Source organism: Nonomuraea sp. GTA35 (assembly GCF_041950525.1).
Classification (GTDB): Bacteria; Actinomycetota; Actinomycetes; order Streptosporangiales; family Streptosporangiaceae; genus Nonomuraea.
In genome coordinates this window covers 266,832-279,902 of record NZ_JBGNUV010000012.1, presented here as the reverse complement: position 1 = coordinate 279,902, position 13,071 = coordinate 266,832, and the positions used below count along the sequence as shown (strand labels likewise).

General features: G+C 69.4%; 15 protein-coding genes and 1 tRNA gene. 15 read left to right on the top strand and 1 reads right to left on the bottom strand.

Annotated features, from left to right (window positions below; all coding sequences use genetic code 11):
* Positions 1-205 precede the first annotated feature (205 nt).
* The 15 genes from eno to ACBJ32_RS42125 all read left to right on the top strand — a co-directional run bounded on the left by eno (position 206) and on the right by ACBJ32_RS42125 (position 11,710).
* Positions 206-1,483 carry a phosphopyruvate hydratase gene (gene eno / locus ACBJ32_RS42195; RefSeq protein ID WP_375131558.1) on the top strand — a complete coding sequence of 426 codons (1,278 nt, stop codon included), beginning with the start codon at positions 206-208 and terminating at the stop codon, positions 1,481-1,483.
* Positions 1,484-1,548: 65 nt separating this feature from the next.
* On the top strand, positions 1,549-1,965 hold the full coding sequence (locus tag ACBJ32_RS42190; RefSeq protein WP_357876730.1) for a septum formation initiator family protein: 417 nt from the start codon (positions 1,549-1,551) through the stop codon (positions 1,963-1,965).
* Positions 1,955-2,443 (top strand): DUF501 domain-containing protein, encoded by a 489-nt coding sequence (locus tag ACBJ32_RS42185; RefSeq protein WP_357877422.1) that lies wholly within the window; start codon positions 1,955-1,957, stop codon positions 2,441-2,443. Before ACBJ32_RS42190 ends, ACBJ32_RS42185 begins: the two co-directional genes overlap by 11 nt.
* Positions 2,434-3,426, top strand: a complete 993-nt coding sequence (locus tag ACBJ32_RS42180) for an exopolyphosphatase (protein ID WP_375131557.1) — start codon at positions 2,434-2,436, stop codon at positions 3,424-3,426. The genes ACBJ32_RS42185 and ACBJ32_RS42180 overlap by 10 nt, the downstream gene beginning before the upstream one ends.
* A gap of 172 nt (positions 3,427-3,598) precedes the next feature.
* A complete protein-coding gene (locus tag ACBJ32_RS42175) occupies positions 3,599-4,702 on the top strand; it encodes a hypothetical protein (protein WP_375131556.1) in 1,104 nt (367 codons plus the stop codon).
* Between the two features lie 117 nt (positions 4,703-4,819).
* Positions 4,820-5,146 carry a PadR family transcriptional regulator gene (locus ACBJ32_RS42170; RefSeq protein ID WP_357876736.1) on the top strand — a complete coding sequence of 109 codons (327 nt, stop codon included), beginning with the start codon at positions 4,820-4,822 and terminating at the stop codon, positions 5,144-5,146.
* Positions 5,143-6,048: a hypothetical protein gene (locus tag ACBJ32_RS42165; RefSeq protein WP_375131555.1), complete on the top strand. Its 906-nt coding sequence runs from the start codon at positions 5,143-5,145 to the stop codon at positions 6,046-6,048. The genes ACBJ32_RS42170 and ACBJ32_RS42165 overlap by 4 nt, the downstream gene beginning before the upstream one ends.
* Before the next feature lie 18 nt (positions 6,049-6,066).
* Positions 6,067-6,861 carry a uracil-DNA glycosylase gene (locus tag ACBJ32_RS42160; RefSeq protein ID WP_357876740.1) on the top strand — a complete coding sequence of 265 codons (795 nt, stop codon included), beginning with the start codon at positions 6,067-6,069 and terminating at the stop codon, positions 6,859-6,861.
* Positions 6,862-6,956: 95 nt separating this feature from the next.
* Positions 6,957-8,273, top strand: a complete 1,317-nt coding sequence (locus tag ACBJ32_RS42155) for an NAD(P)/FAD-dependent oxidoreductase (RefSeq protein ID WP_375131554.1) — start codon at positions 6,957-6,959, stop codon at positions 8,271-8,273.
* A gap of 80 nt (positions 8,274-8,353) precedes the next feature.
* Entirely contained in the window at positions 8,354-8,866 is a 513-nt protein-coding gene (locus tag ACBJ32_RS42150) for an ACT domain-containing protein (RefSeq protein ID WP_357876744.1), read from the top strand.
* The gene (locus tag ACBJ32_RS42145; protein ID WP_375131553.1) at positions 8,863-9,387 is read left to right on the top strand and encodes a peptide deformylase; all 525 of its coding nucleotides are present in this window, start codon (positions 8,863-8,865) and stop codon (positions 9,385-9,387) included. The genes ACBJ32_RS42150 and ACBJ32_RS42145 overlap by 4 nt, the downstream gene beginning before the upstream one ends.
* Positions 9,388-9,436: 49 nt before the next feature.
* Positions 9,437-9,509: transfer RNA gene (locus tag ACBJ32_RS42140), tRNA-Leu, on the top strand.
* 543 nt (positions 9,510-10,052) lie between these two features.
* Positions 10,053-10,847: a Bax inhibitor-1/YccA family protein gene (locus ACBJ32_RS42135; RefSeq protein ID WP_357876748.1), complete on the top strand. Its 795-nt coding sequence runs from the start codon at positions 10,053-10,055 to the stop codon at positions 10,845-10,847.
* A 168-nt stretch (positions 10,848-11,015) separates the two neighbouring features.
* Positions 11,016-11,249 carry a DUF4287 domain-containing protein gene (locus ACBJ32_RS42130; RefSeq protein ID WP_148437132.1) on the top strand — a complete coding sequence of 78 codons (234 nt, stop codon included), beginning with the start codon at positions 11,016-11,018 and terminating at the stop codon, positions 11,247-11,249.
* Between the two features lie 53 nt (positions 11,250-11,302).
* Entirely contained in the window at positions 11,303-11,710 is a 408-nt protein-coding gene (locus tag ACBJ32_RS42125) for a PPOX class F420-dependent oxidoreductase (RefSeq protein ID WP_357876750.1), read from the top strand.
* Positions 11,711-11,778: 68 nt separating this feature from the next.
* Here the strand turns inward: ACBJ32_RS42125 and ACBJ32_RS42120 are convergent, their stop codons facing one another.
* A complete protein-coding gene (locus ACBJ32_RS42120) occupies positions 11,779-12,996 on the bottom strand; it encodes an acetyl-CoA C-acetyltransferase (RefSeq protein ID WP_357876752.1) in 1,218 nt (405 codons plus the stop codon).
* Between the last annotated feature and the right edge of the window lie 75 nt (positions 12,997-13,071).

The window sequence follows — 13,071 nt, the reverse complement described above, 5'->3', positions numbered from 1 at the left end:
GCGACAGGCCGCGAGATGTCACGACCGGTGAGACCAGGGTGACTTGCCCGGTGGAGCCAAGACCGCTGCATTCGGGGGAGCCGCGGCACGTGGTGGGTCACCGCCTGCTCGGCGGGCTCGGCGACGGCGGACCGTGCCCACTCGGTGCGGGGCCGTACCGATAGGCTCTGATGGCATATCACCTTTCGATTTAGGAGCGCATCCCGTGGCTACCATCGAGGTCGTATACGCCCGCGAGATCCTCGACTCCCGGGGCAACCCCACGGTTGAGGTCGAGGTCGTGCTCGACGACGGCAGCACCGGCCGCGCGGCCGTGCCGAGCGGGGCGTCCACCGGCCAGTTCGAGGCGGTCGAGCTGCGTGACGGCGGCAAGCGTTACGGCGGCAAGGGCGTGGAGAAGGCCGTTCTCGCCGTGACCGATGAGATCCAGGAGGAGATCAGCGGGATCGAGGCCGAGGACCAGCGCATCATCGACCAGATCATGATCGATCTGGACCGCACGCCCAACAAGGCCAAGCTCGGCGCCAACGCCATCCTGGGCGTCTCGCTGGCCGTGGCCAAGGCCGCCGCCGACAGCGCCGACCTGCCGCTCTTCCGCTACCTCGGCGGCCCCAACGCGCACGTGCTGCCCGTGCCGATGATGAACATCCTCAACGGCGGCGCGCACGCCGACACCAACGTGGACATCCAGGAGTTCATGATCGCGCCGATCGGGGCGGAGACGTTCCGCGAGGCCGTGCGCATGGGCACGGAGGTCTACCACGCGCTGAAGGGCGTGCTGAAGGAGAAGGGCTACGCCACGGGCCTGGGCGACGAGGGCGGCTTCGCGCCCAACCTGCCCTCCAACCGCGACGCGCTCGACCTGATCCTGGTCGCCATCGAGAAGGCCGGCTACGTGCCGGGCGAGGACGTCGCGCTGGCGCTCGACGTGGCCGCCTCCGAGTTCCACAAGGACGGCGTCTACACGATCGACGGCAAGGGCCTGTCGGCGCCGGAGCTCATCGCGTTCTACGAGGACCTGGTCGCCAACTACCCGCTCGTCTCCATCGAGGACCCGCTCGACGAGGAGGACTGGGAGGGCTGGAAGGCCATCACCGCCTCGCTCGGCGACAAGGTGCAGCTCGTCGGCGACGACCTGTTCGTGACCAACCCCGAGCGGCTGGAGCGCGGCATCAAGGAGGGCGCGGCCAACGCCCTGCTGGTCAAGGTCAACCAGATCGGCACGCTGTCGGAGACGCTCGACGCCGTGGACCTGGCCCACCGCAGCGGCTACCGCTGCATGATGAGCCACCGCTCCGGCGAGACCGAGGACACGACGATCGCCGACCTCGCGGTGGCGGTCAACTGCGGTCAGATCAAGACCGGCGCGCCCGCCCGCTCCGACCGGGTGGCCAAGTACAACCAGCTGCTGCGCATCGAGGAGCTCCTCGACGACGCCGCCCGCTACGCGGGTCGCGCGGCGTTCCCGCGTTTCCGGCGCTAGTTTCGAGTACGGCTCGCGGGTCCCCGAGATCTCCCGCGAGCCGTACTTGAGGGGGTGTGCAGCAATTGGCGAAGAGGCCGCAGCTGACCGGGCGGGCCGCCATCCTGGCCGTCGTGGTCTGCGCGATCGCGATGAGCCTGGCCTACCCTGTCCGCGAGTACATCAGCGGGCGTCGCAGCATCGCCGAACTGGAGGCGGAGAAGGCCAGGGTGGAGGCGGAGAGGCAGGCCCTGCTGGCACGTGACAAGCAGGCCGACGACCCCAACTGGATCAAGAAGACGGCCAAGGAACGGCTGCATTACTGCGGGCCCGGCGAGAAGTGCTATGTGGTGATGGAGCCGGATCAGGGCACTGAGAAGACGGTCGTCAAGCAGCCGGTGGCGGTGCCGCCGTGGTACGAGACGCTCTGGGAGTCGGTGGAGGCCGCCGACAAGGGCACCGGGCGCCGGGCGGTGACAGGGAAGGAAAGTGTTGGACAGTAAGGACGTCGAGGTCGTCGAGAAGCAGCTCGGGCGGCCGCCCAGGGGCCTGCGCGAGGTGGCGCACCGTTGCCCGTGCGGCAACCCCGACGTGGTGGAGACCGCGCCCCGGCTGCCCGACGGCTCGCCCTTCCCGACCCTGTACTACCTGACCTGCCCGAAGGCGGCCTCGGCCATCGGCACGCTGGAGGGCTCGGGCCTGATGCGGGAGATGCAGGCCAGGCTGGCCACCGAGCCCGAGCTGGCGGCGGCCTACCAGGCGGCGCACGACGACTACGTCGCCAGGCGCGACGAGGCCGCCAAGCAGGAGGGGCTGACGCCGCTCCCGCGTGACATGCAGAGCACGGGTGGCATGCCGGAGCGGGTCAAGTGCCTGCACGCGCTGGTGGCGCACGAGCTGGCGGCCCCCGGGGTGAACCCGTTCGGCAGGGAGGCGCTCGACGCCCTCCCCGACTGGTGGAGTGACGGACCATGCGTGTAGCCGCCATCGACTGCGGCACCAATTCCGTGCGACTGCTCATCGCCGACGTCGGCCCGGGCGCCGATCCGGGCGCCGGCGCGGGCGGCCCGGGCTTCGGCACGGGCGAGCTGGCGGACGTCGAGCGGCTGATGGAGATCGTCCGCCTGGGCGAGGGCGTCGACAGGACGGGCAGGCTCGCGCCCGACGCCCTGGCGCGCACGTTCAAGGCCATGCGCTCCTATCAGGAGCTGATCGAGCGCCACGGCGCCACCGCCACGCGCGTGGTGGCCACGAGCGCGACGAGGGACGCGGCCAACCGGCACGAGTTCGTCGAGGGCGTCCGCGAGATCTTCGGCGTGGAGCCGGAGGTGGTGTCGGGGGCCGAGGAGGCGGAGCTGTCGTTCACGGGCGCGACCAGGGGGCTGGTGCGCCTGTCGCCCGAGACGGAGGTGCCGCAGGGCCCGCTGCCGCCGTACCTGGTGGTGGACATCGGCGGGGGGTCCACGGAGTTCGTGGTCGGCGCCGAGCACGCCCAGGCGGCGCTGTCGGTGGACATCGGCTGCGTGCGCCTGACCGAGCGGCACCTGCGCGATGCGGGCGACCCGTCGCCGGCGGCGGCCCTGGAGGCCGTGGTGGCCGACATCGAGGCCGCGCTCGACCGGGTGGAGGCCGAGGTCCCCGTCCGCGAGGCGCACACGCTCGTGGGCCTGGCGGGCTCGGTGACGACGGTCGCGGGCATCGCGCTCGGCCTGCCCGAGTACGACTCGCGGCGCATCCACCACTCGCGGATCTCGGCCGAGCAGGTCCACGACGTGACGCGGCGGCTGCTGGCGATGACCCATGGTGAGCGGGCCGAGCTGCCGGTGATGCATCCGGGGAGGGTTGACGTGATTGGCGCCGGTGCGCTAATTCTTGACCGGATCGTTCGCCGTTTCGCGTTTTCCCAGGTCGTGGTGAGCGAACACGACATCCTCGATGGAATCGCCTGGTCCCTCGCCGGTTAGCTGAAGAAATCCGGACATTTCCGATCTGCGGGTCGTGTTGAGCGTGCATTCAGTATTGTGATTAGGTAAAGGGGCATTACGGGGGCTTTGCCATATCGCTGTGCGCGAAAGGCGCCGGCGTGGCGACCGTTCCCGAGCGCGTCTCTTCCCTCACGGAATGGAGCACTCTCACATGATGTCTGTTGGGTTAGCACGTAAGGCCGCTGCGTTCGGCGCGTCGGCCGCGGTGCTGGCCGGCCTGTCCGCGGGTCTGATGTCCAGCCCCGCCCAGGCGGCCTCCAAGCCGGCCCCCAAGGTGTCGGTCTCCGCGCCGAAGGCCACGCCGGGCGACTACGACGGTTCCTGCCCGACCAAGATCAACTTCTCGGCCCAGATCAAGGTGCCGCTCAAGGGCAAGACGGAGCTGGCCTACCGCTGGCTCCACGGCGACGGCTCCAAGAGCAAGGTCAACGTGATCAAGCTCTCGGGCAGGGGCACCAAGACGGTGACGGTCAAGCAGTCCATCACCTTCAAGGACGACGTCAAGGGTTGGGAGGCCATTCAGGTCCTCGGCCCGAAGAAGGTCACCTCGAAGAAGGGCTACTTCTCCGTCTCCTGCCAGAAGCCGCAGGAGGACGTGCGCACGCACCTCGACGTGTCGGTCTCGGCCCGCGCGTGGGCCAGCCCGAGCTCGTACGCCGGCCGCTGCGACACCTACGGCGACAAGATCGACTTCACCGGCGTGATCAAGACCAACCGCCCCTCGTGGGTGCGTTACCGCTGGGTCCTCAACGGTGAAGTGGTCGACTACGGCAAGATCAAGGTCCGTGACGCCCGCAAGGTCGGCTTCGGCATCAACCCCCGTCACAGCCAGCGTGGCTGGGCGCAGCTGCAGGTGCTGAGCCCCGACGCGACCTCCTCCAACCGGGCCTACTACAAGGTCTGGTGCAAGGACGACCGCAGGGACGACCACCACGACGATCACAAGGGCGACCACAAGGGCCCTGACTCGCACGCCGGCGCGCTTTCCGCCACCGCTTCGGTGACGACCGGCGCCGGCTGCTCGGTCACCGCCACGGGCTCGGTCACCTCGGCCAAGGCCGGCACGGTCACCTACAACTGGGCGCTGAACGGCACCGTGCTGAGCACCGGCTCGGTCGAGTTCGGCGCTGACGGCGGCTCGAAGCCCATCAACGGCTTCTCGACCACGTCGGAGATCAAGAGTGGCACCGTGACCCTCTCGGTCTCGGGTGCCGGTGGCAGCGACACCGAGACCAGGTCCTACGTCTGCAGCTAGGCCGCGTGAGGCGCGTCTGAGCGGTACGACATCGACCGGTTGAACCGGGTGGCTCCTTCGGGTGCCACCCGGTTTTTCTGTTGCCACTACTGTGCTTTGCACAGTAGTGTGCTTCGCGTGGACAGCAGCCAGCTTCTCAAGGGCGTCCTCGACCTGGCCGTCCTGGCCGTGCTCAACGACCGTGACGGCTACGGCTACGACGTCGTGCGCCGGCTCAGGGAGGCCGGGCTGCAGGAGGTCGGCGACGCCTCGGTCTACGGCACGCTGCGCCGCCTGTTCAGGGCCGGCGCCCTGACCTCGTACGTGGTGGCCTCCGACGAGGGGCCGCACCGCAAGTACTACGGGCTCAACGACGTCGGCAGGGAGATGTACGCCGCCTCGGCCAAGACCTGGGCCGCCTTCTCGGCCACCATGGCGGCCCTGCTCAAGGAGGGACAAGCATGACCCCCGAACAGTACGCGCAGGCCGTACGGGATGCCCTGGCCGACCATCCCGAGCGCGAGGAGCTGCTGGAGGACCTCGACGACCACCTCGCCGAGATCGCCGCCGAGTCGGACCTCGCCCTGGAGGAGCGGCTCGGCCCGCCCGAGGCGTACGCGGAGGAACTGGCCTCCGCCTACGGAGAGCGTCCGCAGAGCGCCGGGAAGCGGCGGGTGGACGCGCGGGCGTGGGCGGCGAAGGTGAGGGCCGCTCTGATGCGTCAGGCGCCCTCCAGGAGCTTCCTGGCCTTCCTGCCGGAGCTGCGGCCGGGATGGTGGGTGCTGCGCGGCTACGTGCTGGCCATGGTGCTGGTGTCGGTCACGGCCGAGCCCGCGCTCGTCCCCATGACGCCGCCCGCCTGGGTCGCCGTCGCGGCGGGGATCTGGGCCTCGGTCTGGTTCGGCCGGCGGAGCAGGCGGCGGGTGGTGGTGCTGGCGGCCGCGGCGGCGAACGGGGTGGCCGCGCTGGCCTTGTTCGTGGGCATGGTGGAGGCCGGCGACGCGATGACGCCGAACCCCGAGCAGGAGCAGGCGGTGTGGATGCAGCCGGCCTCGTCCGACGGCGTCTACAACCTGCGGCCCTACGCCAAGGACGGCAAGCCACTGAGCGACGTCTACCTCTACGACCAGGACGGCAAGCCGTTCGTGACGAACCCCGAGTTCTACGGCTACAAGGTCGACAGGTCGTGCGGCGAGCCGGTGCTCAACCGCTACCCGCTGCCCCTGGTCGAGGAGGAGCCCATGACCGGCGACGACGGTCTGCCCGCCGCCGCGGCGTCCGCCTGCCCCACCGCGACGCCGGAGGCGGAGCCGATGGCCACGGCGACGCCCGAGCGCGAGCGCCCGGACACGAAGCCCCGTGACTGATCGGGCACCATCGGTGTCATGAGCTTCGTACCTCCTGGCACCGGCTGGCCCGACGACCCCGCGACCCCTGACACCCCGGTCGCGCTGGACCCCGCGGACGTGCGCCGCCTCGCCGCCGCCAGCAGCACCCTCGCGGAGCTCACGGCAGGGCAGTCGGTCTGCCGTGCCTGCCCCCGCCTGGTGGAGTGGCGCGAGGACGTCGCCAGGGTGAAGCGGCGCGCGTTCGCGGACGAGACGTACTGGGGCCGTCCCGTCCCCGGCTGGGGCGCGGAGCAGCCGCGGATCCTGCTGGTCGGGCTGGCCCCCGCCGCCCACGGGGGCAACAGGACCGGGCGCATCTTCACCGGCGACCGCAGCGGCGACTGGCTGTTCGCCTCGCTGCACCGCTGCGGCCTGGCCGCGCAGGAGACGAGCACGCGCGCGGGCGACGGGCAGGAGCTGCTCGGCACCCGCGTGCTGGCGTCGGTGCGCTGCGCCCCGCCAGCGAACAAGCCGCTGCCGTCGGAGAAGGCCGCGTGCTTCCCGTGGATGGCGCGGGAGATGGCGCTCGTGGCGCCCTACGTGCGGGTGATCGTGGCTCTCGGCGGGTACGCCTGGCAGGCCATGTGGCCCGCGCTCAAGGACGCGGGATACGCGCTGCCGCGCAGCCGCCCGCCGTTCGGCCACGGGGCCGAGGCCGAGGTGTCGTACGGCGAGGCGCCCGTCACGCTCATCGGCTGCTACCACCCCAGCCAGCAGAACACGTTCACCGGCCGCGTCACCGCCCGGATGCTGGACGACATCTTCATCAGGGCCAGGTCACTGGCTGTGTGACGCGTCCCACCACCCCAGGATTGGCTTCGCCGAGAGCCTTTGACGTAAGCTTGTGAATGCTTTCACAAGCATTCCACGAGGGATGGGGCCTCAGGATGAACAAGCACATTTTGATCGTCGGCGGCGGATACGTCGGCCTGTACACAGCGCTCCGGCTGCAGCGCAAGCTCCACCGCGAGCTGCGCAGCGGCGAAGCCCGCATCACGATCATCGACCCCCAGTCCTACATGACCTACCAGCCGTTCTTGCCTGAGGCGGCCGCGGGCAACCTCTCGCCGCGCCACATGGTGGCCCCGCTGCGCCGGATCCTGCCGAAGGTGCACATCCTGAACGGCACGGTGACCAAGGTCGACCACGCCGGCCGCACCGTCACCTTCCAGCCCGCCGAGGGCGAGCCGCGGGAGGTGGCCTACGACGTGATCGTCATGGCCGCCGGCTCGATCTCGCGCACCCTGCCCATCCCCGGGCTGACCGACATCGGCATCGGGTTCAAGACCGTCGGCGAGGCCATCGCGCTGCGCAACCGCGTGCTGCACCTGCTCGACGTGGCCGAGTCCACCGACGACCCGGAGGTGCGGCGCAGGGCGCTGACGTTCGTGGTGGTCGGGGCCGGCTTCGCGGGCGTCGAGGCGCTGGCCGAGCTGGAGGACATGGCCAAGGACTCGACGCGCTACTACCGCAACATCAAGCCGTCGGACATCCGCTGGGTGCTGGTGGAGGCCACGAACCGGGTGCTGCCCGAGGTCGGCCCCGAGATGGGCAAGTGGACGCTGGAGCAGCTGCGCGAGCGCGGCATCGACGTCAGGCTCGACACCCGGCTGGAGTCCTGCGAGGGCGGGCACGTGGTGCTGTCGGACGGCGCGGAGTTCGACGCCGAGACGCTCGTGTGGACCGCAGGCGTCAAGCCCAGCCCCGTGGTGAACGACAGCGACCTGCCGCTCGACGAGCGCGGCCGGATCAAGGCCACCGCCATGCTCACCGTGGCGGGCACGCCGGGCGCCTTCACCGCCGGTGACGCCGCCGGGGTGCCCGACGTCACGAACCCCGGGCAGTACTGCGCGCCCAACGCCCAGCACGCGGTCCGCCAGGCCAAGGTGCTGGCCGACAACATCGTCCGCCACCTGCGCGGGCAGGAACTGGTCGAATACCGCCACAAGTATGTCGGATCGGTGGCCGGCCTGGGCCTGCATCAGGGCGTCGCCAATGTCTATGGCGTCAAGCTTCGCGGATTCCCTGCGTGGTTCATGCACCGGACCTACCATCTGTCGCGGGTGCCGACGCTGAACCGCAAGGTCCGTGTCGTCGTCGATTGGACCCTGGCCCTGTTCTTCAAGCGCGAGACGATCTCTCTGGGTGAGATGGAGCACCCGCGTGAGGGCTTCAGGGCTGCGGTGGCGACGACCCGCCGCTAGCCCAGGTACGGCAACGCCCCGGCGAGCCACTGCCGGGGCGTTCTCGGCGCCCCCGGTCGCAAGCGGAAGGGGTACCACGGGTGGGTCTATCAGCGGTGACCGTGCTCGGCGTCGACCGGCCCGGCGTGATCGCCGCAGTAACCGGTTCGCTCGCCGACTGCGGGGCGAACATCCAGGACTCGACCATGACGTTGCTCGGCGGCCATGTCGCGATGATGCTGCTCGTCTCCGGCGAGCTGGACCCGGCGGAGCTGATGAAGCGGGTGGGGGCGCCCGACCTGGTGGTCACCGCCTCGGCCATCGAGGCCCAGCGGCACTTCTGCGAGGAGGGCGACGGGCTCGGCTACGTGCTCACCGTCCACGGTCCCGACCGGCCCGGGATCATCTCCGCCGTCAGCGCCGTGCTCGCCGCGGACGGCGGCAACATCACCGGGATGAGCACCAGGCTCACCGGCCGGCTCTACGTCCTGATCGCCGACGTCGAGCTGCCGAAGCAGGTGGACGTGGCGGCTCTCATGCGCAGGCTGGCGGCCGTCGGCGCCAGCCTCGACTCGGACATCACCTTCCGGCCTGTCGAACCGGACTTGTTGTGACCAGGCCAGGGGGTACGGCTCGCGAGGTGCTCGGCGCCCCGCACCCCCTCCTGTCCGCCGTGGCCGAGCCGGTGGACCCCACCGCCCCCGAGGTCGTCGCCGCCGCGGCGGATCTGCTGGCGACCCTGCGCCGCGCGCCCGCCACGACGGGTCTGGCGGCCCCCCAGATCGGCCTGAGCTTGCGGCTGATCGCCTTTGACGCCCGGCGCCACCCTCGGAGTAGGTCATGGGCCGGGGAGCTCGTGGTGGCCAATCCACGGCTCGCCAGCGCGGCCCACTGGGACGAGGGCCGCGAGGGGTGCGCGTCGATCACCGGGCTCACGGCCGACGTACGCCGTGCGACGCGTATCACCGTACATGGGCATTTGCCAGGCACGGGCGAGGCCGTCACCATCGAAGCGGATGCCATCGAGGCTCGGTGCATTCAGCACCAACTCGACCATCTGGACGGTCTACTCTTCTTGGACAGAGTCCCCGGAGTGCTATCACTTCACCGCAGACTTCACACTTGTGACGCCTGATGCGAAGTTGTGCTCCTCGGAAGCATGGTCCGTTTCGTATGATTGCGGCGCCCCCGTAGCCCAATGGCAGAGGCAAACCCCTTAAAAGGGTTGACGTGCGGGTTCGAATCCCGCCGGGGGCACTTGCCAACTTATACCCAATTTAGGTCTCTGACCTGGGGGTTTACCGCAACCGCCGGATGGGCTCCCGCCGGACTCCCGCAGCCGATATCGAGTTGTTATGGAGTTGCCCTGTGACCGGGCGATCACTGCTGGTGGATGGGTGGTCCCGGCGCCGCCCGTGACGGGAGAGCGAACTTCGCCGCGGTAGCCTCCTGTTCGCCTGCTCGAAAAGTTTTCGTGCTCTGACGGATATTGACAAGCCGCTGGTTCTCTGCCTTCACCTTTGCGGGAGTTTCTTTCCGTGAATGGTCGGCTACGCCTTACAACCGAAGTTTTCCGCGCCGGGGAAACGTCCATAGTGCGAGACCGGGTCCGGGCGGCGCGTGCCGTGGCCCTCGGGCGCCGCCCGTGGGAAGATTTCCCTGTCGCCTGATGACCTGGGGAACTTCGCGGCGGGCACGTTCGTTGTGAACGCTGCCGAAGTCCCGAATGAACATCGATCTGAGCGTCAGTTGACCAAGGTGCCGCCGCGCCCCGTAGGCTCGGCGTCACAGGAGGCAGCGATGGAGAGCAAGAACCCCGTATTCAGCAGGTCGCGGCAGCAGGCCGCAGCGGGCTGGGCCGGTCCCACCCCGTCCCCCGACCAGCTGCAGAACATGTACGACGCGCCGTCGTACGCACCACCGTCCCGGCCGGCGTATCGGACCATGACGCTCGACGACGTCGTGGTCCGAGGGTTCCTGACCCTCGGGACACTCGTCCTGGCCGCCGCTGCGGCCTGGTATTTCAACGTGCCGCCCATGGTCGCGATCGGCGCCGCCGTCGTCGCGCTGGTGCTGGGCCTGATCGTCTCGTTCACGATGAGCACCAACCCGGCGCTCATCCTGGGCTACGCGGTCGCCGAGGGCGTCTTCCTGGGCAAGATCAGCTTCGTCTTCAACGGCATGGCCAGCGGCATCGTGTTGCAAGCGGTGCTGGGCACGGCCTTCGCGTTCGGAGCGGTGCTGGCGGTCTACGCCCTGCGCATCGTCAGGGTGACACCCAAGCTGGTGAAGTTCGTGGTCGCCGCCGCGATCGCGGCCGTCGGGCTCATGCTCGTCAACCTGCTCGTCGGCCTCTTCAACGACGTCGGCCTGGGCCTGCGCACCGACAGCCCGCTCGGCTGGATCTTCAGCGTCGCGATGATCCTGCTCGGCTGCTTCTTCCTCCTGCTGGACTTCGACTCGATCGAGCAGGGCGTCAAGCAGGGCGCTCCGGAGAAGTTCGCCTGGCAGTGCGCGTTCGGCCTGACGCTGAGCCTGGTGTGGATCTACCTGGAGATCCTCCGGTTCGTCAGCTATTTCACCAGTAGCGACTAGCCGTTCAACGCCGCGACATGCAGGAGGGCCTCGCCGTTCAGGCGGGGCCCTCTCGCTGTGCGACCGAAAATCTACCTGCCGTCACAGAATGATGCCGGACTTGGGGCTTGCCATTCGCGTGTCCGTGTTGCAGTGTCGAGCAAAGGACCTTAATCCGCGGAGGTGCCCATGTCCTTGAACCACTCACCGGAGACGCAGACGAAGCTCATCGCAAGGGTCCCAACGATCACGGGACGCGAACTCCCCGAGTGGTTCCAAGCCATCGACAACGGCCCGGCTTTCCTACGGTGTGACGAGCGGGCCAACTGGCTTGCCGACGAGCACGGGCTGACCCACGGCTACGCCGCCGCCATCGTCCACGAGCACGAGCGGCATCGCCGTAACCGGATGGGCTACATCTAGGCCCAGCCATCCCCGCGCCCGCGCCCCAAGCGCGGGCGCGTCATCATGAGGTCATGGATCTCGACAAGGCACTCGACTTTCTCCGCAGCCATCACCGCGCGGTCCTGCTGACCAGGCATCGCGATGGGCGCCCGCAGATGTCCCCGATCACGGTCGGGGTTCAGGACGGCCGCGTGGTCATCAGCTCCAGGGAGACGGCGGCCAAGGTCCGCAACGCGCTGCGCGATCCCCAGGTGTCGCTGTGCGCGTTCACGGACGGGTTCTTCGGGGAGTGGATCCAGGTCGACGGCACGGCGGAGATCATCCACCTGCCCGAGGCCATGGAGCCGCTCGTCACCTACTACCGCGACATCTCCGGCGAGCACCCCGACTGGGACGACTACCGCGCCGCCATGGTCCGTGACCGCCGCGTCATCATGCGCATCACCCCGACCCGTGTGGGACCGACCCGGCACGGGTAGCGGGGGTTCGGCGAGCCGCGGTGAGGACCCCGGCCGCGGCTCGCCGTGCGTTCAGCTTGGTAGAGCGGTCAGCTCAGGCGCTCGATGACCATCGCCATGCCCTGGCCGCCGCCCACGCACATCGTCTCCAGGCCGATGTTCTTGTCGTGGTGCTGCAGGCTGTTGATCAGCGTCGAGGTGATCCGCGCGCCGGTCATGCCGAACGGGTGCCCGACCGCGATCGCGCCGCCGTTGACGTTGAGCCGGTCGAGGTCGATGCCCAGCTCCCGGTAGGAGGGGATCACCTGGGCCGCGAACGCCTCGTTGATCTCCACCAGGTCGATGTCGTCGATCGCCATCCCGGCCCTGGCCAGCGCCTGCGTCGAGGCCTCCACGGGGCCGAGGCCCATGATCTCGGGCGACAGGCCGGAGACGCCGGTGGAGACGATCCTGGCCAGCGGCGTGATGCCGAGCTCGGCGGCCTTGACGTCGCTCATCACGACGACCGCCGCCGCGCCGTCGTTCAGCGGGCAGCAGTTGCCGGCCGTGACGGTCCCGTCCGGGCGGAAGACGGGCTGCAGGCTGGAGACCTTCTCGTACGTCGTGCCCGCCCGCGGCCCGTCGTCCTTGGCGACCACGGTGCCGTCGGGCAGCGTCACGGGCGTGATGTCCTTCTGCCAGAACCCGTCGGCCAGCGCCTTCTCCGCCAGGTTCTGGGAGCGCACGCCGAACTCGTCCTGCTCCTGGCGCGAGACGCCCTTGATCTGGGCCAGGTTCTCGGCCGTCTGCCCCATGGCGATGTAGACGTCGGGGACCGCGCCGTCCTCGCGGGGGTCGTGCCAGGTCTTCCCGCCCTCGGCGTACGCCTTGGTGCGGTCGCGGGCCTCCAGGAAGAGCGGGTTGTGCGTGTCGGGCAGCGAGTCGGAGTTGCCCTTGGCGAAGCGCGAGACGGTCTCGACGCCCGCGGAGACGAACACGTCGCCCTCGCCGGCCTTGATGGCGTGGAAGGCCATCCTGGTGGTCTGCAGCGAGGAGGAGCAGTAGCGGGTCACCGTGGTGCCGGGCACGTTGTCGAGCCCGAGCATCACCGCCACCACCCGGGCCATGTTGAAGCCCTGCTCGCCGCCGGGCAGGCCGCAGCCCAGCATGATGTCCTCGATCGAGGCGGGGTCGAGCTGGGGCACCTTGGCCAGCGCCGCCTTGATCATCTGCACGGTCAGGTCGTCGGGGCGGATGTCCTTGAGCGACCCCTTGAAGGCTCGTCCGATCGGGGAACGCGCGGTTGCGACGATGACTGCCTCGGGCATGGCCCCTCCTTTGTCGGCGCTAATAGTAGAACTATATTCCAGTTCTCCGCGCAAGGCCCGCCGCCCCCCGGTCCT

Coding starts and splice junctions, on each gene's coding strand:
- ACBJ32_RS42180 (WP_375131557.1), top strand. CDS start 2,434: ATGCGTGTAGCCGCCATCGACTGCGGCACCAATTCCGTGCGACTGCTC.
- ACBJ32_RS42175 (WP_375131556.1), top strand. CDS start 3,599: ATGATGTCTGTTGGGTTAGCACGTAAGGCCGCTGCGTTCGGCGCGTCG.
- ACBJ32_RS42165 (WP_375131555.1), top strand. CDS start 5,143: ATGACCCCCGAACAGTACGCGCAGGCCGTACGGGATGCCCTGGCCGAC.
- ACBJ32_RS42160 (WP_357876740.1), top strand. CDS start 6,067: ATGAGCTTCGTACCTCCTGGCACCGGCTGGCCCGACGACCCCGCGACC.
- ACBJ32_RS42155 (WP_375131554.1), top strand. CDS start 6,957: ATGAACAAGCACATTTTGATCGTCGGCGGCGGATACGTCGGCCTGTAC.
- ACBJ32_RS42135 (WP_357876748.1), top strand. CDS start 10,053: ATGGAGAGCAAGAACCCCGTATTCAGCAGGTCGCGGCAGCAGGCCGCA.
- ACBJ32_RS42130 (WP_148437132.1), top strand. CDS start 11,016: ATGTCCTTGAACCACTCACCGGAGACGCAGACGAAGCTCATCGCAAGG.
- ACBJ32_RS42125 (WP_357876750.1), top strand. CDS start 11,303: ATGGATCTCGACAAGGCACTCGACTTTCTCCGCAGCCATCACCGCGCG.
- ACBJ32_RS42120 (WP_357876752.1), bottom strand. CDS start 12,996: ATGCCCGAGGCAGTCATCGTCGCAACCGCGCGTTCCCCGATCGGACGA.